Source organism: Janthinobacterium sp. YR213, assembly GCF_900099875.1.
Taxonomy (GTDB): Bacteria; Pseudomonadota; Gammaproteobacteria; order Burkholderiales; family Burkholderiaceae_D; genus Janthinobacterium; species Janthinobacterium lividum.
Map to the genome: position 1 here is coordinate 95928 of NZ_FNDA01000002.1, position 26122 is coordinate 122049.

Genomic DNA, 26122 nt, shown 5'->3' on the forward strand with positions numbered 1-26122 from the left:
CACGGAATAAATCAAGCAAGGGAAGTAATCATGATGTTAAAGACAGTCCTGATCGATAGCAGCGCCGTGGCGCGCGGCCTGCTGAACACGGTCCTGACCGATGGCGGCTACGATGTCTGCGGGCAGACGCATACCAGCGCGCTGGGACTGGCGCTGCTGGTCAAGCACCACCCGCATTTCGTGTGCATCGCGCGCGAGCAGGTGGAAGACGGCAGCAACGTGGTGCAAACCATCCGCGCCCAGTATCCGAAGACGCTCATTTTCATGGTCTCGGGCGGCATCGACGCCGCTTCGCTGCAGGCCGCCCACGCCATGGGCGTGTCGGGCTTCATCGTGAAACCGTTCATGGCCGACACGGTCCTGAAAACCGTGCGCAACACGGTGATTGCCATGGTGCGCAAGCAGCAAGCACTCGCCGCTGCCGCGCAGGGCAACTCCTAGCTGCCGGCCAAACCGGTGGCGCTGGCGATGATGCCGCCACCGAGGCACACGTCGCCGTCATACAGCACGGCCGACTGGCCGGGCGTGACGGCCCATTGCGCCTGGTCAAACGCCAGGCTGAAGTGTTCATTCCCATCCGGCAGCAGCTGGCAAGCCACGTCGGCCTGGCGGTAGCGCGTCTTGGCGCTCAAGGCGCCCGCTTGCGGCGCCACACCGGCAACCCAGCTGGCCTGGTCGGCCGTCAGGGATGGCGACAGCAGCCACGGGTGGTCATGGCCCTGCACCACCCACAGGGTGTTGTTGGCGATATCCTTGCGCGCCACATACCAGGCGTCGCTGCTGCCGTCCGCGTTCTGGTACGACTTCACGCCGCCGATGCCGATGCCCTTGCGCTGGCCCAGGGTATAAAAACTCAGTCCCACGTGTTCGCCCACGGTCTTGCCATCGGCCGTCTTCATCGGGCCCGGCTTGTAGGACAGGTAGCGGTTCAAAAATTCGCGGAACGGGCGTTCCCCAATAAAACAGATGCCCGTCGAATCCTTCTTCTGCGCGTTCGGCAGCGCCAGTTTCTCGGCGATCTGGCGCACTTGCGTCTTCGGGATTTCACCCAGCGGGAACAAGGTCTTCGACAACTGCGCCTGGTTCAAACGGTGCAGGAAGTAGCTTTGGTCCTTGCTGGCGTCGACGGCTTTCAGCAGCTCGTAGCGGCCCGCATCGGTGGGCGCCTGGCGCACGCGCGCGTAGTGGCCGGTGGCGATCAGGTCGGCGCCCAGGGTCATGGCGTGGTCAAGGAATGCCTTGAACTTGATTTCGGCGTTGCACAGCACGTCCGGGTTCGGCGTGCGGCCGGCCTGGTATTCGCGCAGGAAATCGGCGAACACGCGGTCCTTGTATTCGGAGGCGAAATTGACGGCTTCGATATCGACGCCGATGACGTCGGCCACGCTGGCCGCGTCGATCCAGTCCTGGCGCGTGGAGCAGTATTCCGAATCGTCGTCATCTTCCCAGTTTTTCATGAACAGGCCGATGACTTCATAGCCTTGTTCCTTCAGCATCCATGCCGCGACCGAGGAATCGACCCCGCCCGACATGCCGATAACGACTTTCTTCTTGCTCATCTTGCTTTCCAGTTACTTTTAATAATATTGCTATGCGCTATTGAAAACGGACGCATGCGTGTGCAGCAGGGCCAGCGGCGCGCGCCGGCCAGCCAGGTATTCGTCCACGCACTGCAGCACCAGCGGGCTGCGGTGGCGTTCCTGGCACGCCGCCAGCTCGTCGCGCGTCATCCACAGGGTGCGGATGATGCCTTCGTCCAGCGGGCGGTCATGCTCGGCGCCGGCCGTGCCGCAAAAGGTGAAGCGCAGATAGGTCACGTCCTCGCCCGTGCGCAGTGACTGATAGCGCGACATATACATGCCGACCAGTGCCGTGGGGATGAAATCGTAGGCCGCTTCTTCCAGCGTTTCGCGGATCACCGCCTGCTCCAGCGACTCGAACGGATCGAGATGACCGGCCGGCTGGTTGAGCTTGATGCCTTCGCTGGTCTCTTCTTCAATCAGTAAAAACAGGCCGTCGCGCTCGACGATGGCGGCAACGGTGACAGAGGGTTTCCAGATTCTCGGCATGATTCCATCCTTGAAAGAGCCGACATTTTATCTTGTTCTGCGCGCGCGGTTTGAAGCCGGCCTTCTGTTGCGCGGACATATTGATAAATGACAACGTTTTAGCAAATAGCGGTGGGAGGTACTTACGTCTTTCCCGGGGAGCGCACTAGCATGGGGGCATTGGCGGCAAGATGGCAGGAAACGCCCGCTAATATAGGCTTTCCCTGTGGTCAAAACAAGCGCGCACACGTGCTCGACTGTGGTGAGATTGACACACCTTTCCCACAATATGGTCGCCGCGCCGCATGGTGAAACGAATCGTGGGATGCTGGTCAAATTAGTGTCGTACGACTAAAAGTTGCTGGTTCACAAACGTTTAACGCGCTGCTTTCCGTGTTAGATTCTAGTCAGTTTATCAATTAGCGGAGGCATCATGAGGATAGGCATACCGGCCGAAACACGGCCTGGTGAAACGCGGGTGGCAGCAACGCCCGAGACAGTCAAGAAGCTGGCAGCCAAGCATCAGATCGTCGTGCAGTCCGGAGCGGGCCTGCAAGCCTCGATTCCCGACGACGCGTATGCCGCCGCCGGCGCGCAGATCGGCACCGCCCAGGAAGCCTATGGCTGCGCCATCGTGCTCAAGGTGCGCGCGCCCGATGCCGATGAACGGGCTCTGATGGCCGGCGGCACGGTGCTGATCGGCATGTTGAACCCGTTTGACGCGGACAATATCGCCGCCATGGCCACGGCCGGCCTGTCCGCCTTCGCGCTGGAAGCCGTGCCGCGCATCACGCGCGCGCAGTCGATGGACGTGCTGTCGTCGCAGGCGAATATCGCCGGCTACAAGGCCGTGCTGGTGGCGGCGAATACCTATCAGCGCTTCATGCCGATGCTGATGACGGCGGCCGGCACCGTCAAGGCGGCCCGCGTGCTGATCATGGGCGTGGGCGTGGCAGGGCTGCAGGCGATCGCCACGGCCAAGCGCCTGGGCGCCGTCATCGAGGCGTCCGACGTGCGCCCGCCCGTCAAGGAACAAGTGGAATCGCTGGGCGCCAAGTTCCTCGACGTGCCTTTCCTCACCGATGAAGAAAAAGAGATCGCCAAGGGTTCGGGCGGCTATGCGCGGGCCATGCCGGCCGACTGGATGCGCCGCCAGGCCGAACTGGTGCACGAACGGGCGAAACTGGCCGACATCATCATCACCACGGCGCTGATCCCCGGCCGCGCCGCGCCCGTGCTCATTTCCGAAGAAACGGTAAAGGCCATGAAACCGGGCTCCGTCATCGTCGACCTGGCCGTGGAGCAGGGCGGCAACTGCCCCCTGTCCGAACTGGGTAAGACGGTGCTGAAACACGGCGTCTACATCGTGGGCGAACCGAACCTGGCGACCCTGGTGGCGGCCGATGCCTCGGCCCTGTATGCGCGCAACGTGCTGGACTTCTTGAAGCTCATCATCGACAAGGACGACCAATTGCTGATCGACCGCGAGGATGAAATCATCAAGGCCAGCCTGGTGTGTGCAGGCAGTGAAATCTTACGTAAATAACGCGGCGCCGGAGAGAACAACATCATGGAAATCAGTCACACCATCATTAACCTGATCATCTTCGTGCTGGCCATTTATGTCGGCTACCACGTCGTCTGGACCGTCACGCCGGCATTGCATACGCCGCTGATGGCCGTCACCAATGCCATTTCCGCCATCATCATCGTCGGCGCCATGCTGGCGGCCGGCCTGACGCAAGGCCCGCTGGCGCAGGCGGCCGGCACCCTGGCCGTGGCGCTGGCCGCCGTCAACGTGTTTGGCGGCTTCCTCGTCACGCAGCGCATGCTCGAGATGTTCCGTAAAAAAGAACCGAAAGCCAAGCAAGGAGCAAAAGAATGAGTCATGCCATGAGCTTCGTCACCATGAACCTGGTGACGATGATGTACCTGATCGCCTCGGTGTGCTTCATCCAGGCATTGAAAGGCCTGTCCTCGCCCTCGACGGCGCGCCGCGGCAATGCCTTCGGCATGAGCGGCATGGCCATTGCCGCCGTCACCACCGTGGCGCTGATCCTGAAACTGAAGGAACAGCAAGCGGGCGGCATGGGCCTGACCCTCGTCATCATCGGCATCGTCACGGGCGGCGCCATCGGCGCCTACCTGGCGAAAACCGTGGAAATGACGAAGATGCCGGAACTGGTGGCAGCCATGCATTCGCTGATCGGCCTGGCCGCCGTGTGCATCGCCGTGGCGGCCGTGTCCGAACCATGGGCCTTCAATATCGCCGAGCATGGACAGGCGCTGCCCATCGGTAACCGCTTCGAGCTGTTCATCGGCACCTTTGTCGGCGCCATCACGTTCTCTGGTTCGGTGATCGCCTTCGGCAAGCTGTCGGGTAAATACAAGTTCCGCCTGTTCCAGGGCGCGCCCGTCAGCTTCAAGGGCCAGCACATGCTCAACCTGGCGCTGGCGCTGGTGATGATAGGGCTGGGCCTGGTGTTCTGCTTCGCCGACGGGGTGGAGCCGGCCTGGACGCCGTTCATCGTCATGGCCGTCATCGCCTTTGCGCTGGGCGTGCTGATCATCATCCCCATCGGCGGCGCCGACATGCCGGTGGTGGTGTCGATGCTCAACAGCTACTCGGGCTGGGCCGCGGCCGGCATCGGTTTTTCGCTGAATAACTCGATGCTGATCATCGCCGGTTCGCTCGTGGGGTCTTCGGGCGCGATCCTGTCGTACATCATGTGCAAGGCCATGAACCGCTCGTTCTTCAACGTCATCCTGGGCGGCTTCGGCGGCGATGCGCCAGCCGCTGGCGTGGCGGGCGCGCAGGAACAGCGTCCCGTGAAATCGGGTTCGGCCGACGATGCCGCCTTCATCATGGGCAATGCGGAAACCGTCATCATCGTGCCCGGCTACGGCCTGGCCGTGGCGCGCGCGCAGCACTCGTTGAAAGAACTGGTGGAGAAGCTGACGCACAAGGGCATCACCGTCAAGTATGCGATCCACCCGGTGGCGGGGCGCATGCCGGGCCACATGAACGTGCTGCTGGCCGAGGCGGAAGTGCCCTACGACCAGGTCTTCGAGATGGAAGACATCAATGGCGAATTCGGCCAGACGGACGTGGTGCTGGTGCTGGGCGCGAACGACGTGGTCAACCCGGCGGCGAAAGATCCGAAATCGCCGATCGCCGGCATGCCGATCCTGGAAGCGTATAAAGCCAAGAGCATCATCGTCAACAAGCGCTCGATGGCGTCCGGCTATGCGGGCCTGGATAATGACCTGTTCTACCAGCCGAACACGATGATGGTGTTTGGCGACGCGAAAAAGGTGATCGAGGATATGTTGAAAGCCATCGAGTAAACGCCGCTTGCAGCGACCGTACGGCCCGCCTTGCGCGGGCCGTTTTTATTGGCTGGCCGCTGCCGCGACGACCTGGTTGCGTCCCTGGTGCTTGGCGACATACAGGGCCTTGTCGGCATCCGATATGGCCGCGTCCAGACTGGCTCCCTGCACCAGCGGCGCCACGCCGATGCTGATGGTGACGTGCAGCGCGCCGCCGTCGGGCAGCACGGTGACCGCCGCCGCCACGGCGGCGCGGATGCGCTCGGCCACCTGGTGTGCCTGCTGCAGGCTGGCGTCGGGGAAGAGCAGGCCGAACTCCTCGCCACCGAGGCGCGCCGCCACGTCGGTGATGCGTCCCGTGTCGCGCAGCGCCTGCGCCACCGTGCGCAGCACGGCGTCGCCCACGGCATGGCCATAGCGGTCGTTGATCTTCTTGAAGTGGTCGAGGTCGGCCACGCCGACGCTCAGGGCGGCGCCGCTGCGCGCCGCGCGCGCCATCGCCTGCTCGGCCTGGGCTTCATAGGCGCGCCGGTTGGGCAGCGATGTCAGCGCATCGTGCAGCGCCTGCTGTTCCAGCTGCGCCAGCAGGCTGGCATTCTTTGCCGCCAGTTCGCGCCGTTCGCGCACGTCGAGCAAAAAGGCGCCGAAATAGCGCATGCCGTCGACCACGCCCAGGTCCAGCGCCTTCATTTCGATGGGGATCATTTGCGTGTCGCGGTGGCGGATGGCAAATTCGCGTATCTTGCCCAGCACGCTGGAAGTGCGCGAGCTGCGGATGTAGTTGATCACGTGGTTGTCGTGCTGCGCGCCGACGGCGTCGGGCAGCAGGCCGTTCAGGGTCTGGCCCAGCAATTCACCGCTGGCATAGCCCGACAGTGCCTGCATGGCGCCATTGATATAGCGGATGCGGCACTGCTCGTCGATGATGATGACGGCGTCGAGGGCGTCTTCCAGCAGGCGGGAAAAGAGGACTTCGGGAAGAGCGGCAGGCGGTGCTGCGGGCAAAGCATCTGTCATGGAACGGTCGCCAAAAGCCAGGTGACAGCCATTGTCGCATCCGCGGGCCGTTTACTCCATGCCGGATCGCCCGCCTGTTTCTTTTTCGCCCGTGCCCTTTCCTTATTGCTAAGACTTAGCGGCGGCCGTACATCATCAGCTCGGCCAGGCTCTTGCGCGCCGGGCTGAAGGCGTCCAGCAGGCCCAGCGACAGGCCCAGCAAGCCTTGCGTGGGTGCGCTGCCCGTGAAGATGCGCGCCATGGTGTCGGTGACGCGCACGGTCAGCCCCCGGTCGGCCTGGCGCAGGCTGGCGTAGCGTTCCAGTCCGGCCGGGCTGCTGTCCTGCCCCAGCACGCGGGCCAGCACGGCGGCGTCGCGCAAGCCCAGGTTCAGGCCTTGTCCCGCCACCGGGTGCAGGGTTTGCGCCGCATTGCCGATGGCGACCGTGCGCGGCGTGCCGCCTCCCTGCGCGTTCAGGCCCAGCGGATAGGCCAGGCGCGACGTCGTGTGGGTAAAGCGTCCCAGGCGGCTGCCGAAGGCGGCGCCCAGGCGGGCCAGGAAGGCAGCGTCGTCCAGGGCCAGCAATTGTTCGGCGCGCGTGGGCGGCACGCACCATACCAGCGCGTAGCCGTCGTCCTGCGGCAGCAGGGCCAGCGGGCCTTCGTCTGTGAAGCGCTCATACGCGCGGTGCGCGATGGGGGCACTTGTGCGCACATGGGCAATGATGGCGCTTTGGCCATAATCGCGGCTGACGGCGCGTTCCTGCTGCTGGCCGAACAGGCCACCCTCGGCTTGCACCAGCAGGCTGGCGCGCAAGCTCGACGCCGCGCCGTCCTGTTCCAGCTGCACGGCCACGCCATCGGCATCCTCGGCACTGCCCGTGACCAGCGCCGGGCGCAGGCTGGCCACGCCCAGGCGCTCGCATACGTCGGCTAGCGCGCTGACGACGGCGCCGTAACGGGCCACATAGCCGAGCGCCTCGACGCCATGCTCGCTGCGGTCCATCAGGCTGCGCCCGAACTGGCCGCGGCGCGAGACGTGAATCTGGTGGATCGGTGTCGCCTCCACGGGCCAGGCGCCCGCTTCCTCGAGAATCTGGCGGCTGCCGTGCGACAGGGCGATGGTGCGCGGGTCGCGCCTGGCTTGCTCGATGGATTTGGCGTCGAGCAGGGCGATGCCGGCGGCGCGGCTGCCGCGCTGCACCAGCAGGGCGGCCAGCGCCATGCCGACGGGGCCGGCGCCGCAGATGGCGAGATCGAAAGTGGACGGTGTATGCATGCGGCGGCGTTAATCCTGTGACATCAGTTGTTCGATTTCAGCGACGCTCTTGGGCGCCGTGCTGAAGACTTCATGGCCTTGCGGCGTGACCAGCACATCGTCTTCGATGCGGATGCCGGTGTGCCAGAACTGTTCCGGCACGCCCGCGCCGGGGCGCACATAGATGCCCGGTTCCACCGTCAGCACCATGCCCGCTTCCAGCGGACGCCACGGCTTGCCCGGAGCAGCCGTGTCGCGGTAGGCACCCACGTCGTGCACGTCCATGCCCAGCCAGTGGCTGGTGCCGTGCATGTAGAAGGGCATATACGCCTTGTCGGCGATGACGTCCTGCGCGCTGCCGTTTTTCTGCCGGTCCAGCAAACCCAGGTCCAGCATGCCCTGCGCCAGCACCTGCACGGCCGCCTCGTGGATGGCGCTGTGCGGCAAGCCGGGGCGCACCATGTCCAGCGACGCCTGTTGCGCCGCCAGCACCAGTTCATACAGCGCCCGCTGCGGGCCGCTGAAACGGCCGTTGACGGGCCAGGTGCGCGTGATGTCGGAGGCATAGCCATCGAGTTCGCAGCCGGCGTCGATCAGTACCAGCTGGCCGTCCTGCAGCACGGCGTTGTTGGCGCTGTAATGCAGGATGCAGGCGTTGCCGCCGCCCGCCACGATGGAGGAATACGCGGGGAACTGCGCGCCGCCGCGGCGAAATTCGTACAGCAGCTCCGCTTCCAGCGCGTATTCGTGCATGCCGGGCCGCGTGGCGCGCATGGCGCGCACGTGGGCCGCGCTGGAAATGGCGGCCGCGCGGCGCATCAGGCCTTGTTCTTCCGGGTCTTTCAGCAGGCGCATGGCGTCGAGCATGCCATTGATATCATGCGCGATGGCGGGCGCCGTGACGCCGCTGCGGGCCTTTTGCCGCACGTTGTGCCGCCAGACCTTGACTTGCGCATCGAGGCTGCCGCCCAGCGCGTAGTAAATGGCGGGGACGTCGGCCAGCAGGCGCGTCATTTCCACGTCGAGTTCCTCGATGGGGAAGGCGCTGTCAAAACCGAAGCTGGCGCGCGCCGCCTCGGGGCCGTGGCGGAAACCGTCCCAGATTTCGCGTTCGGTGTTTTTTGCGCGGCAAAACAGGATGGCGCGCGCCGGCGCGGTGGCGCTGGCGGCCACCAGGGCCACGGCGCTATCGGGTTCCGTAAAGCCGCTCAGGTAATAGAAATAGCTGTCGTGGCGATACGGATAGTCGCAATCGCTGTTGCGCGGCACTTCGGGCGCCGTGGCGAGGATGGCCACGCTGCCCGGCAGCATCTGCGCCAGCAACGCCGCGCGCCGGGCCGCGTAGTTGGCCATCATGCCGCCGGCGCCTTCGCTGCCACGCCATTGAGCACGTCGAGCTGCGCCGGCGTGCCCACATTCGTCCACTCGCCCGGATAGACTTCGCCGCCCACGCGGCCCTGGTCCGCGTACCGGCGCAGCAAATCGCCCAGTTTGGCGTGGCTGCCGGGCGCGATGCCGTCGAACATCTCAGGGCGGTACACGCCGATATTGGCGAAGGTCCACTTGGTGTCGTCCGTATTGTTGATCGCGAACAAGGTCAAGCCGAAGTCGCCCTTTGGGTGGAAGTCGGGATTGGGCACCAGGTAAGTCCAGGCGATGTCGCGCTGGTCGGCCGGATACGGCGTGCCCAGCACATCCTTGTCCGCCAGCACGTCGAGTACTTGCTTGAAATCAAAGTAGGGGCAATAGATGTCGCCTGAAATGGCGAGAAATGGCTCCTCGCCCAGCAAGTGGCGCGCCTGGGCGATGCCGCCCGCCGTTTCCAGCGGCGTGGTCTCGGGCGAGTACGCGATGCGGGCGCCATACGCGCTGCCGTCGCCCAGGGTTTCCTCGATCAGGTGGCCCAGGTGAGAATGGTTGATGACGATGTCCGTGATGCCGGCGCGCACCAGGTTCAGCACATGCCAGACGATCAGCGGACGGCCGCGTACTTTCAGCAGCGGTTTGGGACAGGTATCGGTAAGCGGACGCATCCGTTCACCGCGGCCTGCGGCAAAGATCATGGCTTTCATGGTGGAACTCGTTTTCTGTGCAATAAGTGAAAGGCGGGGCCGTGGCCCCGCAGCGGACGGGTCAGGTGCGCCGATTAAAAAGTGTAGCCGACTTGCGGCGTTTTATTCTCCAAGGCATCGAGCAGACGCACCAGCGGCTTGAGTTCCGTATAACGGTTGGCTGTCTTGCGCACGTAATCGAGCACGGTTGGCAGGTCGCCCATGTACAGATCCTTGCCGTCGCGGTAATTCAGGCGCGCGAACAGGCCGAGGATTTTCAGGTGGCGCTGCAGGGCCGTGAATTCGAAATCGCGGTAGAAGGCGTCGATATCGGGATTGACTGGCAAGCCCAGCTGCTTGGCGCGCTGCCAGTAGCGGATCACCCAGTCGAGCACCAGTTCTTCATCCCACTGGATATACGCGTCGCGCAGCAGCGAGGCGATGTCGTAGGTGACAGGGCCGAAGACGGCATCCTGGAAGTCGAGGATGCCGGGATTGGGGATGGAACCATCGTTGATGTGCATCAAATTGCGCGAATGGTAGTCGCGGTGCATGAACACTTGCTGCTGCGACAAGATATTCGCCGTGATGGCTTCGAAGACCTTGTCCAGCTGGGTTTGTTGCACATCCGTCAAGGTGGCGCCCAGGTGTTTGCCGATGAACCATTCAGGGAACAGATTCATTTCGCGCAGGATGAAGGCGCGGTCGAATTCGGGCAAGACATCGGGCTGGCTGGCCAGCTGGATTTTCATCAGCGACTCGAGCGCTTCGGCGTACAGCACGCTGGCGTTATCGTGGTTCAGGGCGTCGAGATAGGTGGTCGTGCCCAGGTCGGAGAGCAGCAGGAAGCCATTCTCCAGGTCTTGCGCGATGATCTCGGGCACGGACACGCCGGCGCCTTTCAGCAAGCCGGCCACCTTGACAAAGGCGGGCACGTTCTCACGCTCGGGCGGCGCATCCATGGCAATCAGTGTGCTTCCTGGCAATGTTGCATTGCCTGGCAGCACATCGAGACGGTAGTAGCGGCGGAAGCTGGCATCGCTGGAAGCGGGACGGGCGGATTCGGGCGCGACGAGGTTAAGCGAGGTCAACCAGGCTTTCAACAGGGTCAGGCGAGCGTCGGCGGAGGCCGGCGCGGTGGAGGAATTGGGGGAGAATGACATTAAGCGGCCTGTGGAATCGGGTTGATGGTGCAGATTCCCATATAATAAGGGATTCAAATCAAAAAATCGCCTGTCATGGTGCTTGCCCCTTCCAATTCATGAGCTGGTTTTCGGCCTCCCCCCCTTCGCAGCGCTGGGCTTTCGCCATCAGCGCGCTCGTCGCCGCCACGACGGTGCCTGTCCACGCCCAGAAAGCGCCGCGCCCGGTTCATGTGGAAGATCCCGACGCGCCCACCGTCATGACGGCGAACAGCATGAACGGACGCCCCGAAAGGGAGATCAATCTCGATAAAAATGTCGTGATTGAACGCGGAAAAACCACAAAAATGACGGCAGATACAGCTTGTTACAAACAAGTTGAAGATCAGTTCGACGCCGAGGGCCATATCAAGATGTGGCGTTTCGGCGATTACTACACGGGCGACGTCTTGAAGCTGAACATGGAGACCGGCAAGGGTTTCCTGCTCAACCCGACGTACCGCTTCGAAGTGGGCGGCGGCCAGGGCAAGGCCGAGCGCGTCGACTTCATCAACCCCGACGAAGCCACTGTTATCGACGGTACTTACAGTACCTGCGAAGGGCCGAATCCGGACTGGTACCTGAAATCGAGCACCTTGAACCTCGATACGGGCCGCGACGTGGGCACCGGCAGCAAGACCATCATCTATTTCAAGGACGTGCCGATTCTGGGCACGCCTGGCATTTCGTTTTCGCTGTCGGGTGCGCGCCGCTCGGGCTGGCTGGCGCCCACGCCGGGCTTTGCCTCGAAGAACGGTTTCGAGCTGCTGATGCCGTATTACGTGAACATCGCGCCGAACCGCGACCTGACCCTGTTCCCGCGCTACATACAGCGGCGCGGCATCCAGCTCGGTGCGGCGGGCCGCTACATGGGCGAGACGGATGCAGGCCTGTACCAGGGCGAAACGTCGTTTGAGTTCTTGCCTAACGACAAGCAGACCAAGACCAACCGCTACATGATCAAGTCCAAGCATGAGCAGGCGCTGGCCAAGGGCTGGAGTTACAGCTGGGATCTGCGCGAGGCGTCCGACAATAATTACCCGAACGATTTTTCGAAAACCGTCGCCACCGCTACCGAGCGCCAGTTGCTGCGCGAATTGCGCACCGATTACCGCACCGAGGACTGGAGCCTGACGGCGCGCGTGCAGAATTACCAGGTGCTGCAGGATCCCGATGCGGTCAACAATCCCAGCCTGACCGTTACGCGCCCGTATGACCGCTTGCCGGCGGTGAACTTCCACGCTGGCAAATACGACGTCTGGGGCGGCTTCGACTGGACCTTCGACGCGGAAGCGACGCGCTTCGCCCATCCCACCCTGGTGCAGGGGTCGCGCCTCGTGGCCGTGCCGCAGGTGAGTTTCCCCATCGTGCGCCCTGGCTACTTCGTCACGCCCAAGCTGATGCTCAATGCCAGCGCGTATCAGCTCGATAACGACGCCAGGACCAAGGCGAAGTTTGCGGATACGTCGTTTACGCGCGCCGTGCCAACCTTCTCGGTCGACAGCGGCCTGGTGTTTGAACGCGACACGAATCTGTTTGGCGCCAAGGGCGGCACGCAAACCCTGGAGCCGCGCCTGTTTTACGTCTACACGCCGTACCGCGACCAGTCGAAGTTTCCGACGTTCGATACGGCCGCTGGCACGTTCAACCTGACGCAGATCTTCACGGAAAACCGTTTTGTCGGCAGCGACCGCATCGGCGATGCCAACCAGGTCACGGCCGCCCTGGTATCGCGTTTCCTGCAGTCCGATGGAACGGAACGCATGCGCCTGACTTTCGGCCAGCGTTTCTATTTTGCCGACCAGCGCGTGCAACTCGATTCGAGCACACCCGTCAACCAGTCGCGTTCGGATATCCTGCTGGCGGCAACGGGCCGCGTGTCCGAGACTTGGACCGCCGACAGCCTGGTGCAGTACAATCCCAGCGACCGCCAGCTGGTCAGCTACAACTACGCCTTGCAATATCAGCCCGGTGCCAAGAAAGTATTGAATTTTGGCAATCGTTTCCAGCGCGGGGTTTATGGTTGGCGCAATGTTGAAGTGTCGACCCAATGGCCGTTGACGGACCGCCTGTATGGCGTGGGCCGCATCAGTTACTCCGTGAAGGACCGCAGCATGCTGGAAAGCCTGGTCGGCCTGGAATACAAGGGCGACTGCTGGGTGTTCCGCATGGGCGCGCAGCGTTTCGTGACGACGAACAAGACTGTCTCGACGCCGATCTTCTTCCAGCTGGAATTGACGGGCTTGTCGAATGGCCTGGGTCTGGGCGCGAATGGCCTGGAAACTTTTACAAAAACCATCCCCGGTTACCAGACACTGAGCCAGCCACTCCGTTAAGATAGGCACCGTTGCCGCCGCCGGTGTTCCCGGCGCCGGCACAAACCGGTTTTTTTATTCACCTGAACTCATGAGCGCTCTACACATTATGCGTAATGCCAGTATGCACCAACTCAAAATTGCAACGGTCTTGTTGTGCGCCATTTCCGGCGCCACGACCAGTAGTGTCTGGGCGCAACAGGCTGCGCCAGCGCCTGCCGCCAAGCCCGCTGCCGCGGCGCCGGTCAAGGGGTTTACGCCACCGGCCTCGAGCAGTGGCCAGACCATCGATTCCATCGCCGTCGTCGTCAATGACGAGGTGATTACGCGCAATGAAGTGGCGGCCCGTATCAAGAGCGTGGAGCAGCGCATGAAGGCGCAGAACGTGCCCTTGCCCGATCCTGCCGACCTGCGTCGTCAATTGCTCGAGCGCATGATTGTTGAACGCGCACAAATGCAGCTGGCCAAGGAAATGGGCGTGCGCGTGGATGACCTGACCCTGGACCGCGCAATTGGCCGTATTGCTGAACAGCAAAAAATGACGGTGCAAGAGCTGCGCAACCAGATGGAAAAAGAAGGCACGCCGTTTGCGACCTTCCGCGAAGAAATCCGCGATGAAATCATCATGCAGCGCCTGCGCGAGCATGAAGTCGACGCCAAGATCCAGATTTCCGATTCCGAAGTGGATAATTTCCTGGAAGCGGAAAAAGCGGCCGCCAGCGAACAGGTGGAACTGAACCTGGCGCAGATTCTCGTGCGCATTCCGGAAAATTCCAGCCCCGAACAGATCGCCGCACGCCGCGCGCGCGCCGAAGAAGTCAGCCGCCAGCTGCGCACGGGCGCCGATTTCGCCAAGATGGCCGCCACCTATTCCGACGCCAGCGATGCGCTGAGCGGCGGCGATATCGGCTGGCGCCATAGCGACCGCGTGCCGCCCCTGTTCACGGAACAGTTGCTGAAATTGAAGCCGGGCCAGATCACGCCTATCATCAAGAGCAATACGGGCTTCCACATCCTCAAGCTGGTGGACCGCCGCAGTGCTGCCGAGGCGCAAGCCGTCGCCGCCGTGCAGCAGACGCATGCCCGCCATATCTTGCTGAAAATAACGCCGACCTTGTCGGCGGCCGAAGCCAAGCGCAAATTGTCGGAATTGAAAGAGCGTCTCGATAACAAGGCCGCCAAGTTCGAAGACCTGGCCCGCTTGTTCTCGAACGACGGTTCGGCCGCCAAGGGCGGCGACCTGGGCTGGCTGTATCCAGGCGATACCGTACCGGAATTCGAAACGGCGATGAATGCGCTGAAACCGGGCGAAGTGAGCGAGCCGATCGAATCGAGCTTTGGCTTCCACCTGATCGAAGTGCTGGAACGCAAGAGTGATGACGTCTCGAAAGAGAAGCAGCGCGCCGCTGCGCGCAATGCCTTGCGCGAACGCAAGCTGGAAGAAGCGACGGAAAACTGGGCGCGCGAAGTGCGCGACCGTGCCTACGTCGAATTCCGCGCGGACGACCAGTAATGCCGCTGATTCATTGCGCATGAGTAACTTGCCCCTTGCACGCCGGCCTGCCATCGCCATTACCTGTGGCGAACCGGCCGGTGTCGGCCCGGAAATCTCCATACGCGCGGCCTGGGCCATGCGCAATGAAGTCAACTGCATCCTGCTGGGCGACGCCGCCTTCCTGGCGCTGACGGCCAGCCTGATCGATCCGGACATCCGCCTGGCGGCGCTGTCGCTGCAAGCCGTGCGCAACAGCGGCCTGCCCCAGTTCGGGTCTGGCCGCCTGGCCGTGATCGATATTCCCACTGTTAACAATGTCATTCCTGGCGTACTCGACAAGGAAAACGGGCGTTCCGTGCTCGCGACCCTGGACGCGGCCGTGGAAGGTGTCCAGGCCGGCTGGTTTGGCGCCATGGTCACGGCGCCCTTGCAAAAGAGTACGATCAACGATGCCGGCGTGGCCTTTTCCGGCCATACGGAATACCTGGCAGAAAAAACCGGCACGCCGCAAGTGGTGATGATGCTGGCCGGCGAACCCGGCCATGGCGAACCGACCCTGCGCGTGGCGCTGGCCACCACGCATCTGCCATTGAAGGACGTATCCGCTGCCATCACCATGGACAGCCTGGCCGTCACCCTGGATATCATCCAGGCCGACTTGCAACAGAAATTCGGCATCGCCGCGCCGCGCATCCTGGTCACCGGCCTGAACCCGCACGCGGGCGAGGGCGGGTATCTGGGACGCGAGGAAATCGATGTCATCGCCCCGGCGATTACCGCGGCGCAAGCGCGCGGCATCGATGCGCGCGGGCCGTATCCGGCCGACACCTTGTTCCAGCACAAATACCTGGCCGATGCCGATTGCGTGCTGGCCATGTACCACGACCAGGGCTTGCCCGTGCTGAAATACGCGACCTTCGGGCGCGGCATCAATATCACCCTGGGCTTGCCGTTGATCCGCACCTCGGTCGACCACGGCACGGCGCTGGACCTGGCCGCGCAAGGGCTGGGGCTGGCCGATTGCCACAGCATGGAGCAAGCCCTGCAAACGGCGCTCGACATGCTGCGCGCCAGCAGCCGCGCCTGATCGCCCACCGGTTTTACCCCGCTACACCGCCCCTAGAATAGAAAAACAGAATATGAAACACGTTGCCCGCAAACGCTTTGGCCAGAACTTCCTGCATGACCGCTTCGTCCTCGACGACATCACGGCCGCCATCGGGCCGCAGCCGGACGATGCCATGGTCGAGATCGGCCCCGGCCTGGGCGCCATGACGGAGCAGCTGCTGCGCCATTTGAAGCAGATGCACGTGGTGGAACTGGACCGCGACCTGATCGTGCGCCTGGAAAAGACGTTCAATCCGGCCAAGCTGACGATCCACTCGGGCGACGCGCTGAAATTCGATTTCGCGCAAATCCCCGTGCCGGCCGGCCAGAAGCTGCGCATCGTGGGTAACTTGCCGTACAACATTTCCAGCCCGCTGCTGTTCCACCTGGCGGACTTCGCACCGCTGGTGCAGGACCAGCATTTCATGCTGCAAAAGGAAGTCGTCGAGCGCATGGTGGCCGAACCGGGCAGCAAGGCATATGGCCGCCTGTCCGTGATGCTGCAATGGCGCTATGACATGTCGCTGCTGTTCATCGTGCCGCCGACGGCCTTCGATCCGCCGCCGAAAGTGGAATCGGCCATCGTGCGCATGATCCCCGTGGCCGAGCGCCTGGCGTGCGACCAGGTCACCCTGGAAGCGGTCGTCATGAAGGCCTTCTCGCAGCGCCGCAAGGTGATCCGCAACTGCCTGGCCGGGATGTTTACGGAAGAGCAGATCAAGGCGGCCGGCATCGACCCGACCCTGCGTCCGGAAACCGTGGGCCTGGAGCAGTATGTGGCTTTGGCGAATTTGCTGAAGGCGCCGGCCTAAGCCCCCGGTTTAACTCAAAACCACTGGTCGACCTGCTGCAGATCCTGTCTCAGGGCGGAAAAGCAGTCGTCGACATGGTGGTTGCGGCTGATCTCATTGCGCCGCATCAAGGCGATCTTGCGCTTGCAGGTGGGCTGGCGCAGGGGTGCCACGTGCAGGTCCTCGTCGTTGAGGAAGGTCGTGTACAGGCTGGGCATGATGCCGACGGCGATGCCGGCGCGCACCACGCCATACAGCGACTCGCTGTGGATCATCTGGTACAGGCTCGACGGGCTCAAGCCATGCTGGCGCAGCGCGCTCGAGGCGAACTCCCAGATGCTGCCCTTGGTAAACACGACGATTTCCTGCCCCGCCAATTGCTCCCAGCGCACTTCCTTGAGTGGCGCCAGCGCATGGCGCCCCGCCGTCACCAGCACCAGCTCGTCTTCGAACAGGCCCACGCTTTCCAGCGACACGGAACCGGGTACCTCGATACCCACGCAAAAGTCCAGCTGGCCAGAATGCAGGGCGTGCAGCAAGCCGTCGTTGGGCATGTCCGACAGGACGATTTCCACTTCGTCGCCATGCTGCTCGCAGTAGCGCGCCACCACGACGGCTGTCATCGCCATGGCCGACGGGATCGCGCCGATGCGGATGCGGTGCCGGCCGCTGCCGATGGCGCGCTGGATATCGGCAAAAGTGTTGCTTGCCGTATTTAATAAATGCGTGGCGTAGTCGAGCGCCAGCTTGCCTTCGCGCGTCAGTTCCAGCTGGTGGGTTGTGCGGTTAAACAACTTTTTCCCCAGTTGATTTTCCAGCAGCTTGATCGAGGCGCTGAGGGCTGGCTGCGTCACGCACAATTCCTGTGCGGCCTTGCTGAAGCTGTTTACCCGGGCTAAGGTGGAAAACGCTTGTAAATGTCGTAAGGAAATCTTCTTGCTCAACTCATGCATGGGTTTGCTTATTAGAAAAAGTAATGGATTTATAAAAATAAACAAATTTTCTTATCCCGCAATTTACCATATTCTGGACTGGTCTTTACTTGTCTTGAAGGCAACAATCTTCAGAGAAGCGCTTGCCAGGCGGCGCCGGTACTCGCGCTAGCACGCCATGCAAGGGACGCATCAATAAAATAATTCCAAAAAAACTCAGGGTTTATTCTTTTTAGGGTGGCGGCGATGAACAAATGGATGACGGGAACGATGGTAGTGGGTGGCTTGCTGGCGGCGCAGGGTGCGGCGCAGGCGCAAAGCAGCGTGCAAGTGTATGGCTTGCTGTCGGCCGGTATCGGCTATGTGTCGGATGAGGGCAAGGGCAGCCGCACGCATGCGTTGAGCGGCACGAATCAGAATCCCCGCATCGGTTTTCGCGGCCAGGAAGACCTGGGCAACGGCACCAAGGCCATCTTCGTGCTGGAAAACGGTTTTAACGTCATGACGGGCACGGCGTCGCAAAGCGGCCGCCTGTTTGGCCGCCAGTCGTATGTGGGTTTGTCCAGCAATGACAAGGGTACGCTCACCCTGGGGCGCCAGTACGAAGCCGTCAAGGACCTGCTGGGTCCGGTCGTCATTGCCAGCAATGGCGTGCATATCGGCGACAACGATAATGGCTACAACAACCTGCGCGTGCAAAATGCCGTCAAGTATGTCAGCCCGAACATCAGCAACCTGTCGTTCACGGGCTTGTACGGCTTCAGCGAAAACCCGGAAGATTCCAACCGCAACCGCGTCTACAGCATGGGTGCCGGCTACAAGGTCGATGCCTTCAGCTGGGCCGTCGCCTACACCAAGATGGATCGCCCGAACAGCCCCGATGCGCCGAATGGCGCCATCGGCAATGACTATGGCAGCTCCTTGTTGATCTTCAACAAGAGCGCCGTCAAGGGCGCGGGCGTGGACAGCCAGGCCATCGCCGGCACGGGAGGCTTTTATAATGTGGGCAAGACCAAGTTTGGCGCGTTGTACACCAACGTGCGCTACCACTACCTGGATCAAAGCAATCTGACCTTGCAAAATGTGGACTTGAACGTGAACCACAAGCTGACGGAAGCGCTGAACCTGGGCGCGTCGTATTTCTTTACCACCGGTAAATATGACGTGATCAACAAGACGCCGAAATGGCATCAGGTCAACTTCCAGGCCGATTACTTCCTGTCCAAGCGCACCGATGTCGCCATCACCTGGAGCTACCAGAAAGCGGCAGGCGACGCGACGTTCGCCCGCGTGTTCGGCTTCGGCGCCTCGGGCGGCAAGACGCAAAGCGTGCTGATCGTAGGCATGCGACATTATTTCTGAGTCTGATTCATCTTTACAGGCGCTGTCCCCCAGCGCCGTCCCCTGAAAGGAAGCATCTTGAAAAAGCACCTCATGTTGGCGTTGAGCCTAGGCTTGCTGGCTAACGCCGCCCACGCGGAAAAACGCGAGCTGGTCATTTCGGCCTATCCGATTGCCCAGCCCTTGTTCATGAAGTATGTGTACGAGCCGTTCAAGGCCAAATGCGGTTGCGATATCAAGGTGGAAACGGGGAATAACGCGGACCGTATCGCCAAGCTGGTAGTGCACAGCAAGAACCCGGTGATCGACCTGGTGCTGCTGTCCGATTCCGGCATGCTGGAAGCGGCGCAAAAGGGCGTGATCCAGCCCATGGATTACTCCAAGCTGAGCAATTACAAAGCCCTGTACGACGTGGCGAAGAACCCGATCGGCGGCAATTTCGCCGTCGGCTATACGCTGTACTCGGTCGGCCTGGTGTACCGCAGCGACAAGATCGCCCCGCTGACGTCCTGGAAGGACCTGTGGCGCCCTGAACTGAAGGGCCGCGTGGCCTTCCCCGACGTGAGCACCACGCAGGGTCCCCTGATGCTGCGCATGGCCGATGCGGCCTGGGGCGGCAAGACGGACGACTACGCCACCGGCTTTGCCAAGATCGTCGGCATGAAGGGCAACGTCGTCACGTTCTCGAAAAACAGCGCGCAGCTGGCGGCCCTGTTCGCCCAGGATGAAATCTGGGCCGCGCCCGTGGCGCGCTTTACGTGGTCGCAAATGCTCAAGACGGGCCTGCCCCTGAAATGGAGCATCCCGGCCGAAGGCCAGGCGGCCGGCATGAACGTGATGGGCATCGTCGCCGGTTCGAAGAATGCGGACCTGGCGTACCAGCTGATGGATTTCTGGCTGTCCAAGGAAGTGCAGACGCAGCTGGCCACCAACCTGGTCGACTCGCCCGTCAACAAGGACGTGCGCCTGTCGGTGGCGGCCGCGCAATTCAATACCTATGGCGCCGACCAGATCAATTCGCTGAAATTCGTCAAGCCGGAAACCATCCTCAAGCAGCGCACGAACTGGATGATGCAGTGGAACAAGGCCATGAGCAAATAGTGGTGACGAGGAGAAAACACCATGTTTGCTGATCCAAAAAAGCGCCTGGGACTGCTGCTGGTCCTGCCGGCGCTGATCTTTATCGTCGTCTGCTTCCTGCTGCCCGTGCTGGCCTTGCTGGTCGACGCCTTCCGTGTCGGCGACGGCATGCAGTGGGGCGTCGACCGCTTCATCGAATTCTTCTCACAGGAATTCAACCGCACCATCTTCTGGCGCACCCTGCGCATTGCCGCGCTGGTGACGCTGGCGTCGATCATCCTCGGCTACCCGGCCGCGCAAGCCGTGGCACGCGTGTCGCCGAAGTGGCGCGGGCTGGTGGTGGGCATGATGATCCTGCCGCTGATGGTCTCGCCGATCGCGCGTACCTATGCCTGGATCGTATTGCTGGGTCGCAATGGCGCCGTCAACGCGGCGCTCGTCAACATGGGCTTGACGGAAGAGCCGCTGCGTTTGCTGTTCAGCGAGTTCGCCGTGTTTGTCGGCCTGCTGCAACTGCTGCTGCCACTGATGCTGATGTCGCTGGCGGGCGCGCTGGAAAACCTGCCGCGCGACGTGGAACCGGCTGCCGCCACCCTGGGTGCCAATCCATGGCAAGTGTTTTGCAAGGTCACCCTGCCGCTGACGCAGGAAGGCCTGGTCGTCGGCGGCACCCTGGTGTTTACGGGCTGCGTGACGGCCTATGTGACGCCAGCACTGCTGGGCGGCACCAAGGTGCTGATGCTGGAAACCCTGCTGTACCAGAAGGTCAGCGTGGAGAGCGATTTTGGCGCGGCGAATGTCATCGCCGTCATTCTCGTCTGCATGACTTTGCTGGTGAATGCCGGCCTTAAACGTATTTCCTCGAGCCGGAGTTCCGTATGAAAGAAAGCCTGTTTTCACGTGCCGTTTTATGGCTGGTATTCCTGTTCCTGCTGGGGCCATTCGCCATCGTCGTGCTGGCCGGCTTTAGCGGCGGCGAGACGCTGGCGTTCCCGCCCGAGTCGTACTCGCTGCGCTGGATCATCGAAGTCTGGTCGGCGCCCGAGTTCCGCCGCGCCTTCCAGACCAGCCTGGAAATCGGCCTGATCGCCACCGTCATCGCGCTGCTGCTGGGCATACCCGTCGCGTATGCGTTTTCGCGCATGCCGCCGCCGGGCATCGGCGCCATCCGTCAGATACTGACGTCGCCGCTGATCATTCCCGCCATCCTCGTCGGCCTGGGCTTGCTGCACCACCTGGTGCTGACCATCAACGCGCCCGTGTATGTGGGCCTGCTGATCGGCCATATCGCGCTGCTGATTCCATACTCGGTGCGCGTGGTGTACGCCAGCCTGGTGAATTTGCGCGTGGATATCGAGGATGCGGCCATTACGCTGGGCGCGTCGCGCCTGCGCGCGTTCTTCATGATCGTGCTGCCGAATATCCGCAACGCCGTGATCGCCGCCTTCTTCCTCGCCTTCGTCACTTCGTTCAACCAGGTGCCCGTCTCGCTGTTCCTGACGGGTCCTGGCATCAGCACCTTGCCGATCGAGATGCTGGGCCATATGGAAAACAGTTTCGATCCGTCGATCGCTGCCCTGTCGACCTTGCTGGTCTTGTTCACCATGGCCTTCGTGATGGTGACCGAGAAGGTGCTGGGCATTTCTAAATACATGTAAGAGGCAACACACCATGAGTTATCTGGAACTGCACAAGCTGAACCTCGGCTACGCCAAGAACACGACATCCGTGAAGGACCTGGACCTGCACGTCGAGCAGGGCGAACTGATTTCCCTGCTGGGCCCCAGCGGCTGTGGCAAGACCACCACCATGCGCGCCATCGCCGGCCTGATGCCGCTGCAGTCGGGCCGCATCGTGCTCGACGGCCGCGAAATCGGCAAGCTGGCGCCGAACAAGCGCAATATCGGCATGGTCTTCCAGTCGTATGCGCTGTTTCCGCACCTGAACGTGTATGACAATATCGCTTTTGGTTTGCGCCTGCGCAAGGTGGCGCCGGCCCTGCTGAAAACGAAGGTGGAAGCCGTGATCGCCGCCGTCGGCCTGACGGGCTTTGAAACGCGTTTGCCAGCGCAGATGTCCGGTGGCCAGCAGCAGCGCGTGGCGCTGGCGCGCGCCATCGTCGTCGAACCGGCCCTGCTGCTGCTGGACGAACCGCTGTCGAACCTGGACGCCAAGCTGCGCGTGCAGATGCGCGCCGAGTTGCGCCGCATCCAGCGCGAACTGGGCATCACCATGCTGTACGTGACGCATGACCAGGAAGAAGCGCTGGCCCTGTCCGACCGCATCGTCGTCATGAACGGCGGACGCATCGAGCAGCTGGCCGCGCCGGAAGCCGTCTTCAATACGCCGTCGACGCGCTTCGTTGCCAACTTCATGGGCTTCGAGAACCTGTTCGACTACCGCGACGGCGCGCTGCACCATGCGGGCGCCAGCCTGCCGTACACGTCTCCCGTTGCTGCCGGTACCACGGTGCTGGGCTGGCGTCCGGACAAGGTGCGCGTGTGCGCGGCCGACGACGCTGCGGGGCAATACCCGGGTACCGTGCTGGCACGTGGCTTCCTCGGCGACACCGTCGAATACCTGCTGCAAACGCCGCTGGGCCAGGTCAAGGGCATTTGCGCGGCCGGCGGCGCCGCCTGGCGCGAGGGCACGGCCGTGTCCTTCGTGCTGCCGTCCGACAGCGCCCTGTGGCTGGGCGCCTGATTTCTGAATGGAAACCATCATGACCCAAGCCTTGAAAAAGATATGGCTCGATACCGATCCCGGTTTCGACGACTGGCTGACGATGCTGCTCCTGGGCAGCAATCCCGGTATCGAGTGGCTGGGCGTGAGCGTGGTGGCGGGCAATGCGCCCGTCGACATCACCTACGACAACGCCTTGCGCATCAAGGCCCATGATGGCTTGACGGTGCCCATCTACCGCGGCTGCGAAGAACCGCTGGCCGGCGTCATCGAAACGGCGCAGCGCATTCTCGGCGACAGCGGCATGCCCACCACTGGCGAGATCCTGCCGCCCGGCGCGGCCAGTGACGCTGCCGGCCACGCCGTCGACGCCCTGATCGCCGCCGTGCGCAAGCATCCCGGCCAGATCACCATCATGGCGATCGCGCCGATGACCAACCTGGCCACGGCCTTGAGCCGCGCGCCCGACATCGCGGAAAAAATCGTTGAAATCATCCTGATGGGCGGCTCGACCGACCAGGGCAACCACACGGCGGCGGCGGAATTCAATATCTATGCGGACCCGGAAGCGGCCGCCCAGGTCTTCCAGGCCGGCATCCCGCTGCGCATGTTCGGCCTGAACCTGTGCCGCCAGCTGCTGGTCACTAAACTGGAGGTGGCGCAGCTGCGCGCCATCGGCACGCCGCGCGCCCAGCGGCTGGCTGGCTACCTGGAAGCGTATGTGCGCATCCGCAGCAGCGATGGTTCCGTTCCCATGCCGATGTACGACCCGGTGGTGGCCCTGTACCTGGAAGCGCCGCAGCTGTTCCAGTTCCAGCCGGCCCACGTGGCCATCGAATTGACGGGCGAGCTGACGCGCGGCATGACGGTGTGCGAGTTCCGCGTGCCGCGCCGCGCCCCCATCAACACGCAGGTGGCGATGCTGGCCGATGGCCCGGCCGCCATTGAACTGCTGATGCAGCGCCTGGCCGGCATTCTCGCCTGATCCACTTCATTACGAAACGAGTTTCATGTCTAATTCACCCCTGAGCATTGAACAGTTTTTACGCGCCATGCCGAAAGTGGAGCTGCATTGCCACCTGTTTGGCACGGTGCGCCAGGCTACTTTCCGCGCGCTGGCCGCCAAGACGGGCAATGTCGTCACCCCCGAGGACATCGACGCGTTTTACACGCGCGGCGACAAGCCCGTCGGCGTGCTGCGCGTGCTGCGCGCGCTTGACGCGCACCTGATCGTTTCGCCGACCGACCTGTATTGCCTCGCCTACGAATACCTGGAAGACGTGCATGGCCATGGCGTGCGCTATGCGGAGTTCTTCTGGAACCCCACCGGCACCGTGCGCGTGTCGGGCATCCGCTATGACGCCGCGCAAGACGCCATCGTGGCCGCCATCCGCGATGCGCAGCGGGACTTCGGCGTGATCGGCCGTTTGATTCCCAGCATCGACCGGGAAGCCGCTCCCGCGGAAGCCGTGCAGATGGTGGAATGGATGAAGGCGCACCGCGCGCCGGAAGTCATCGGCATCGGCATCGACTACCGCGAAAACGACCGCCCGCCCGAGCTCTTTATCGAAGCCTACCGCGCCGCGCGCGAGGCCGGCTTCAAATGCACGGCGCACGCGGGCGAATTCGGCATGCCGTGGATGAACGTGGAAACGGCCATCGAGCAACTGCAGGTGGACCGGGTCGACCATGGCTACACGATTGTCGACAATCCGGAACTGGCGCAGCGCTGCGTGGAGCGGGGCCTCGTGTTTACGGTGGTGCCGACCAATTCGTATTACCTGCGCACCCTGGCGCCCGAGCGCTGGGCACTCGATCATCCGATCCGCGCCATGGCCAAGCTGGGCTTGAAACTGCACCCAAACACGGACGACCCGACCCTGCACCACGTGACGCCGACGGGCGCCTGGATGATGATGCGCGAATTCGGCTTCGGCCTGGACGACATGCGCGGCTTCATGCTGAATGGCCTCGATGCGGCCTGGATCGACGAGAGCACGCGGCGCGACTGGCGCGCGGAATTCACGCGCGAATTCGACGCGCTGCGCATGCGCGTCGTCGACGCTTCTTAAGCCGAGGCGGGTGGCGGCGCCAGCAGCAAGGACGGAAACGCCCGCTGCGGGCACGCCTGCCGCTCGCACACCTTGCAGCCCGTGCCGATGGGCGTGGCGCTGCTCGGGTCGTGCAAATCGAGTCCCTTCGAATAGATCAATCGGTGCGCCTGCGAGATGTCGCAGCCCAGCGCCACGGCAAAGGTCTTGCCGGGAGCGCGGAAGCCCGGCGACGCCGTGCTGACCTGGCGCGCGATCCACAGATAGGTGCAGCCGTCCGGCATGCTGGCCACTTGCGTCAGCACCTGGCCCGGGTGGCTGAAGGCGTCGTACACGATCCATAGCGGACACGTGCCGCCCACCCTGGAAAAGTGGAAGTCCGTGGCCGACTGGCGCTTCGAGACATTGCCGGCGCGGTCGACGCGCACGAAGAAGAATGGCAGTCCCGCCGCATCGGGGCGCTGCATGGTGCTCAGGCGGTGGCACACGGCTTCGAAGCCCACGCCGAACTGGTGCGCCAGGCGCTCGATATCGTAGGCGCGCGCTTCCGCCGCCTGCAAGAAGCGCTGGTAGGGCATCAACAGGGCGCCGGCGAAATAATTGGAAAACGCCAGGCGCGCGCTTGTTTGAGCGGCCGCACCGGAGAATCCTGCCGCCAGCACCAGGGCGTCGATCAGGTCGCTGTGCTCGAGCAAGCTGATTTGCGCCGCCATCTGGAAGGCGCGCTGGCCGCCCGTCAGGGTGTCGGGTAGCCACAATATCTGTTGCTGGGCGTCGTAGCGGTGCTTGCGCACCATGCCCGCGTCGCCATCGGACAGTCGCACCTTGACGCCGTGGCGCTCCAGCAAGCGGCCTTGCAGCGCATCGAGCGTGCGCAGGGCGGGATCGAATTCCCCGGCCACCAGCTCCGCCGCCCGGTCCAGTTCATCAATGTAGTTCTGCCGCCGGTTCAGGTATTCGCGCACTTCCTCGTCCGTGGACGGGGCCGCCGAACTGGCGCCGCGGCTGCCGTCGTCGAGACGCGCAGCCAGGGTATCGGCCCGTTCCGCCATGACCCGGTAGCGCCGCTGCAAGAGCAAAATCGAGCGCGCCAGCTCCGGCATGTTTTCCACCAGCATCTTGAGTTCCGCCATCGATGTGGGCGGCGCATCGGGCAATTCGCCGAACACGTCGCGCACGTCGGCCACCAGGCTGGCGCTGTCGTGTTCGGAAAAGATTTGCGGATCGACGCCCAGCACGGTGCCGATGCGCAATAAAATCGGCACCGTCAGCGGACGCTGGTTGCGTTCCATCTGGTTCAGGTAGCTGGGTGAAATGCCCAGGGACTTGGCCAGCGCCACCTGCGTCATGCGCCGTTCCTCGCGCAGCCGCTGCAGGCGCACGCCCATGAAAACCTTTGCCATCGCGTTTCCTCTTCCCCGGTTTGTGGAATCTGCAAATTTACAACATTTGCAGATTAACAGA

25 protein-coding genes are annotated in these 26122 nt (G+C 62.8%); 15 read left to right on the top strand and 10 right to left on the bottom strand.

What is annotated here, in order from left to right:
• Positions 1–33: 33 nt before the first annotated feature.
• On the top strand, positions 34–441 hold the full coding sequence (locus BLT98_RS09635) for a response regulator (protein WP_034779039.1): 408 nt from the start codon (positions 34–36) through the stop codon (positions 439–441).
• On the opposite strand, the gene mnmA is transcribed toward BLT98_RS09635, so the two are convergent.
• Both mnmA and BLT98_RS09645 read right to left on the bottom strand, forming a co-directional pair.
• Positions 438–1559: a tRNA 2-thiouridine(34) synthase MnmA gene (gene mnmA, locus BLT98_RS09640; RefSeq protein WP_034778847.1), complete on the bottom strand. Its 1122-nt coding sequence runs from the start codon at positions 1557–1559 to the stop codon at positions 438–440. The two genes, BLT98_RS09635 and mnmA, sit on opposite strands and share 4 nt — an antisense overlap.
• A 30-nt stretch (positions 1560–1589) precedes the next feature.
• Positions 1590–2069, bottom strand: coding sequence for an NUDIX hydrolase (locus BLT98_RS09645; protein WP_010401817.1), 480 nt, complete (start codon positions 2067–2069; stop codon positions 1590–1592).
• A 412-nt stretch (positions 2070–2481) separates the two neighbouring features.
• Here BLT98_RS09645 and BLT98_RS09650 point away from each other — a divergent pair, with 412 nt between their 5' ends.
• The 3 genes from BLT98_RS09650 to BLT98_RS09660 are packed head-to-tail and all read left to right on the top strand — an operon-like array spanning position 2482 to position 5396.
• Positions 2482–3594, top strand: coding sequence for a Re/Si-specific NAD(P)(+) transhydrogenase subunit alpha (locus BLT98_RS09650; RefSeq protein ID WP_092607246.1), 1113 nt, complete (start codon positions 2482–2484; stop codon positions 3592–3594).
• Between the two features lie 24 nt (positions 3595–3618).
• Positions 3619–3933, top strand: a complete 315-nt coding sequence (locus BLT98_RS09655) for an NAD(P) transhydrogenase subunit alpha part 2 (RefSeq protein ID WP_034778841.1) — start codon at positions 3619–3621, stop codon at positions 3931–3933.
• Between the two features lie 8 nt (positions 3934–3941).
• Positions 3942–5396 (top strand): NAD(P)(+) transhydrogenase (Re/Si-specific) subunit beta, encoded by a 1455-nt coding sequence (locus tag BLT98_RS09660; protein ID WP_034778839.1) that lies wholly within the window; start codon positions 3942–3944, stop codon positions 5394–5396.
• Positions 5397–5441: 45 nt separating this feature from the next.
• Here BLT98_RS09660 and BLT98_RS09665 read toward each other — a convergent pair whose 3' ends face one another.
• The 6 genes from BLT98_RS09665 to BLT98_RS29480 form a co-directional block, all read right to left on the bottom strand.
• Complete coding sequence (locus BLT98_RS09665; protein WP_034778836.1) at positions 5442–6395, bottom strand: GGDEF domain-containing protein; 954 nt, start codon at positions 6393–6395, stop codon at positions 5442–5444.
• A 115-nt stretch (positions 6396–6510) separates the two neighbouring features.
• Entirely contained in the window at positions 6511–7653 is a 1143-nt protein-coding gene (locus tag BLT98_RS09670) for a UbiH/UbiF/VisC/COQ6 family ubiquinone biosynthesis hydroxylase (RefSeq protein ID WP_092607249.1), read from the bottom strand.
• Between the two features lie 9 nt (positions 7654–7662).
• A complete protein-coding gene (locus tag BLT98_RS09675; protein ID WP_170846376.1) occupies positions 7663–8985 on the bottom strand; it encodes an aminopeptidase P N-terminal domain-containing protein in 1323 nt (440 codons plus the stop codon).
• A complete protein-coding gene (murU, locus tag BLT98_RS09680; protein ID WP_092607255.1) occupies positions 8985–9704 on the bottom strand; it encodes an N-acetylmuramate alpha-1-phosphate uridylyltransferase MurU in 720 nt (239 codons plus the stop codon). Before murU ends, BLT98_RS09675 begins: the two co-directional genes overlap by 1 nt.
• Positions 9705–9778: 74 nt before the next feature.
• Positions 9779–10846 (bottom strand): aminoglycoside phosphotransferase family protein, encoded by a 1068-nt coding sequence (locus tag BLT98_RS09685; RefSeq protein WP_034778830.1) that lies wholly within the window; start codon positions 10844–10846, stop codon positions 9779–9781.
• 53 nt (positions 10847–10899) lie between these two features.
• On the bottom strand, positions 10900–11232 hold the full coding sequence (locus tag BLT98_RS29480; RefSeq protein ID WP_230520392.1) for a hypothetical protein: 333 nt from the start codon (positions 11230–11232) through the stop codon (positions 10900–10902).
• 6 nt (positions 11233–11238) lie between these two features.
• On the opposite strand from BLT98_RS29480, the gene BLT98_RS09690 reads away from it, so the two are divergent.
• The 4 genes from BLT98_RS09690 to rsmA all read left to right on the top strand — a co-directional run bounded on the left by BLT98_RS09690 (position 11239) and on the right by rsmA (position 16593).
• Positions 11239–13200 (top strand): LPS-assembly protein LptD, encoded by a 1962-nt coding sequence (locus tag BLT98_RS09690; protein ID WP_244517449.1) that lies wholly within the window; start codon positions 11239–11241, stop codon positions 13198–13200.
• A 103-nt stretch (positions 13201–13303) separates the two neighbouring features.
• A complete protein-coding gene (locus tag BLT98_RS09695; RefSeq protein ID WP_230520394.1) occupies positions 13304–14692 on the top strand; it encodes a peptidylprolyl isomerase in 1389 nt (462 codons plus the stop codon).
• 19 nt (positions 14693–14711) lie between these two features.
• On the top strand, positions 14712–15761 hold the full coding sequence (gene pdxA, locus BLT98_RS09700; protein ID WP_092607261.1) for a 4-hydroxythreonine-4-phosphate dehydrogenase PdxA: 1050 nt from the start codon (positions 14712–14714) through the stop codon (positions 15759–15761).
• A 52-nt stretch (positions 15762–15813) separates the two neighbouring features.
• Positions 15814–16593, top strand: a complete 780-nt coding sequence (gene rsmA / locus BLT98_RS09705) for a 16S rRNA (adenine(1518)-N(6)/adenine(1519)-N(6))-dimethyltransferase RsmA (protein WP_092607264.1) — start codon at positions 15814–15816, stop codon at positions 16591–16593.
• Positions 16594–16607: 14 nt separating this feature from the next.
• Here rsmA and BLT98_RS09710 read toward each other — a convergent pair whose 3' ends face one another.
• The gene (locus tag BLT98_RS09710) at positions 16608–17525 is read right to left on the bottom strand and encodes a LysR family transcriptional regulator (protein WP_070281784.1); all 918 of its coding nucleotides are present in this window, start codon (positions 17523–17525) and stop codon (positions 16608–16610) included.
• A 225-nt stretch (positions 17526–17750) separates the two neighbouring features.
• Between BLT98_RS09710 and BLT98_RS09715 the strand changes: the two genes are divergently transcribed.
• Genes BLT98_RS09715 through BLT98_RS09745 form a run of 7 tightly spaced genes read left to right on the top strand, consistent with a single transcriptional unit; the run spans position 17751 to position 24679 of the window.
• Positions 17751–18866 carry a porin gene (locus BLT98_RS09715; protein WP_231958486.1) on the top strand — a complete coding sequence of 372 codons (1116 nt, stop codon included), beginning with the start codon at positions 17751–17753 and terminating at the stop codon, positions 18864–18866.
• A gap of 57 nt (positions 18867–18923) precedes the next feature.
• A complete protein-coding gene (locus tag BLT98_RS09720; RefSeq protein WP_244517450.1) occupies positions 18924–19946 on the top strand; it encodes an ABC transporter substrate-binding protein in 1023 nt (340 codons plus the stop codon).
• Positions 19947–19967: 21 nt separating this feature from the next.
• The gene (locus BLT98_RS09725; protein WP_034778816.1) at positions 19968–20807 is read left to right on the top strand and encodes an ABC transporter permease; all 840 of its coding nucleotides are present in this window, start codon (positions 19968–19970) and stop codon (positions 20805–20807) included.
• Positions 20804–21583 carry an ABC transporter permease gene (locus BLT98_RS09730; RefSeq protein ID WP_034778814.1) on the top strand — a complete coding sequence of 260 codons (780 nt, stop codon included), beginning with the start codon at positions 20804–20806 and terminating at the stop codon, positions 21581–21583. Before BLT98_RS09725 ends, BLT98_RS09730 begins: the two co-directional genes overlap by 4 nt.
• Before the next feature lie 13 nt (positions 21584–21596).
• Positions 21597–22628 (top strand): ABC transporter ATP-binding protein, encoded by a 1032-nt coding sequence (locus tag BLT98_RS09735; protein ID WP_034778812.1) that lies wholly within the window; start codon positions 21597–21599, stop codon positions 22626–22628.
• 19 nt (positions 22629–22647) lie between these two features.
• Positions 22648–23592, top strand: coding sequence for a nucleoside hydrolase (locus BLT98_RS09740; RefSeq protein WP_244517451.1), 945 nt, complete (start codon positions 22648–22650; stop codon positions 23590–23592).
• Between the two features lie 25 nt (positions 23593–23617).
• On the top strand, positions 23618–24679 hold the full coding sequence (locus BLT98_RS09745) for an adenosine deaminase family protein (protein ID WP_092607269.1): 1062 nt from the start codon (positions 23618–23620) through the stop codon (positions 24677–24679).
• Here the strand turns inward: BLT98_RS09745 and BLT98_RS09750 are convergent.
• Positions 24676–26061 carry a short-chain fatty acyl-CoA regulator family protein gene (locus BLT98_RS09750; protein WP_092607272.1) on the bottom strand — a complete coding sequence of 462 codons (1386 nt, stop codon included), beginning with the start codon at positions 26059–26061 and terminating at the stop codon, positions 24676–24678. The genes BLT98_RS09745 and BLT98_RS09750 overlap by 4 nt on opposite strands.
• Positions 26062–26122 lie beyond the last annotated feature (61 nt).

Excerpts from the sequence above, each read along its gene's own strand:
- BLT98_RS09635 (WP_034779039.1), top strand. The coding sequence starts at position 34 with ATGTTAAAGACAGTCCTGATCGATAGCAGCGCCGTGGCGCGCGGCCTG.
- mnmA (WP_034778847.1), bottom strand. The coding sequence starts at position 1,559 with ATGAGCAAGAAGAAAGTCGTTATCGGCATGTCGGGCGGGGTCGATTCC.
- BLT98_RS09645 (WP_010401817.1), bottom strand. The coding sequence starts at position 2,069 with ATGCCGAGAATCTGGAAACCCTCTGTCACCGTTGCCGCCATCGTCGAG.
- BLT98_RS09650 (WP_092607246.1), top strand. The coding sequence starts at position 2,482 with ATGAGGATAGGCATACCGGCCGAAACACGGCCTGGTGAAACGCGGGTG.
- BLT98_RS09655 (WP_034778841.1), top strand. The coding sequence starts at position 3,619 with ATGGAAATCAGTCACACCATCATTAACCTGATCATCTTCGTGCTGGCC.
- BLT98_RS09660 (WP_034778839.1), top strand. The coding sequence starts at position 3,942 with ATGAGCTTCGTCACCATGAACCTGGTGACGATGATGTACCTGATCGCC.
- BLT98_RS09665 (WP_034778836.1), bottom strand. The coding sequence starts at position 6,395 with ATGACAGATGCTTTGCCCGCAGCACCGCCTGCCGCTCTTCCCGAAGTC.
- BLT98_RS09670 (WP_092607249.1), bottom strand. The coding sequence starts at position 7,653 with ATGCATACACCGTCCACTTTCGATCTCGCCATCTGCGGCGCCGGCCCC.
- BLT98_RS09675 (WP_170846376.1), bottom strand. The coding sequence starts at position 8,985 with ATGGCCAACTACGCGGCCCGGCGCGCGGCGTTGCTGGCGCAGATGCTG.
- murU (WP_092607255.1), bottom strand. The coding sequence starts at position 9,704 with ATGAAAGCCATGATCTTTGCCGCAGGCCGCGGTGAACGGATGCGTCCG.
- BLT98_RS09685 (WP_034778830.1), bottom strand. The coding sequence starts at position 10,846 with ATGTCATTCTCCCCCAATTCCTCCACCGCGCCGGCCTCCGCCGACGCT.
- BLT98_RS29480 (WP_230520392.1), bottom strand. The coding sequence starts at position 11,232 with ATGGCCCTCGGCGTCGAACTGATCTTCAACTTGTTTGTAACAAGCTGT.
- BLT98_RS09690 (WP_244517449.1), top strand. The coding sequence starts at position 11,239 with ATGTGGCGTTTCGGCGATTACTACACGGGCGACGTCTTGAAGCTGAAC.
- BLT98_RS09695 (WP_230520394.1), top strand. The coding sequence starts at position 13,304 with ATGCACCAACTCAAAATTGCAACGGTCTTGTTGTGCGCCATTTCCGGC.
- pdxA (WP_092607261.1), top strand. The coding sequence starts at position 14,712 with ATGAGTAACTTGCCCCTTGCACGCCGGCCTGCCATCGCCATTACCTGT.
- rsmA (WP_092607264.1), top strand. The coding sequence starts at position 15,814 with ATGAAACACGTTGCCCGCAAACGCTTTGGCCAGAACTTCCTGCATGAC.
- BLT98_RS09710 (WP_070281784.1), bottom strand. The coding sequence starts at position 17,525 with ATGCATGAGTTGAGCAAGAAGATTTCCTTACGACATTTACAAGCGTTT.
- BLT98_RS09715 (WP_231958486.1), top strand. The coding sequence starts at position 17,751 with ATGAACAAATGGATGACGGGAACGATGGTAGTGGGTGGCTTGCTGGCG.
- BLT98_RS09725 (WP_034778816.1), top strand. The coding sequence starts at position 19,968 with ATGTTTGCTGATCCAAAAAAGCGCCTGGGACTGCTGCTGGTCCTGCCG.
- BLT98_RS09730 (WP_034778814.1), top strand. The coding sequence starts at position 20,804 with ATGAAAGAAAGCCTGTTTTCACGTGCCGTTTTATGGCTGGTATTCCTG.
- BLT98_RS09735 (WP_034778812.1), top strand. The coding sequence starts at position 21,597 with ATGAGTTATCTGGAACTGCACAAGCTGAACCTCGGCTACGCCAAGAAC.
- BLT98_RS09740 (WP_244517451.1), top strand. The coding sequence starts at position 22,648 with ATGACCCAAGCCTTGAAAAAGATATGGCTCGATACCGATCCCGGTTTC.
- BLT98_RS09745 (WP_092607269.1), top strand. The coding sequence starts at position 23,618 with ATGTCTAATTCACCCCTGAGCATTGAACAGTTTTTACGCGCCATGCCG.
- BLT98_RS09750 (WP_092607272.1), bottom strand. The coding sequence starts at position 26,061 with ATGGCAAAGGTTTTCATGGGCGTGCGCCTGCAGCGGCTGCGCGAGGAA.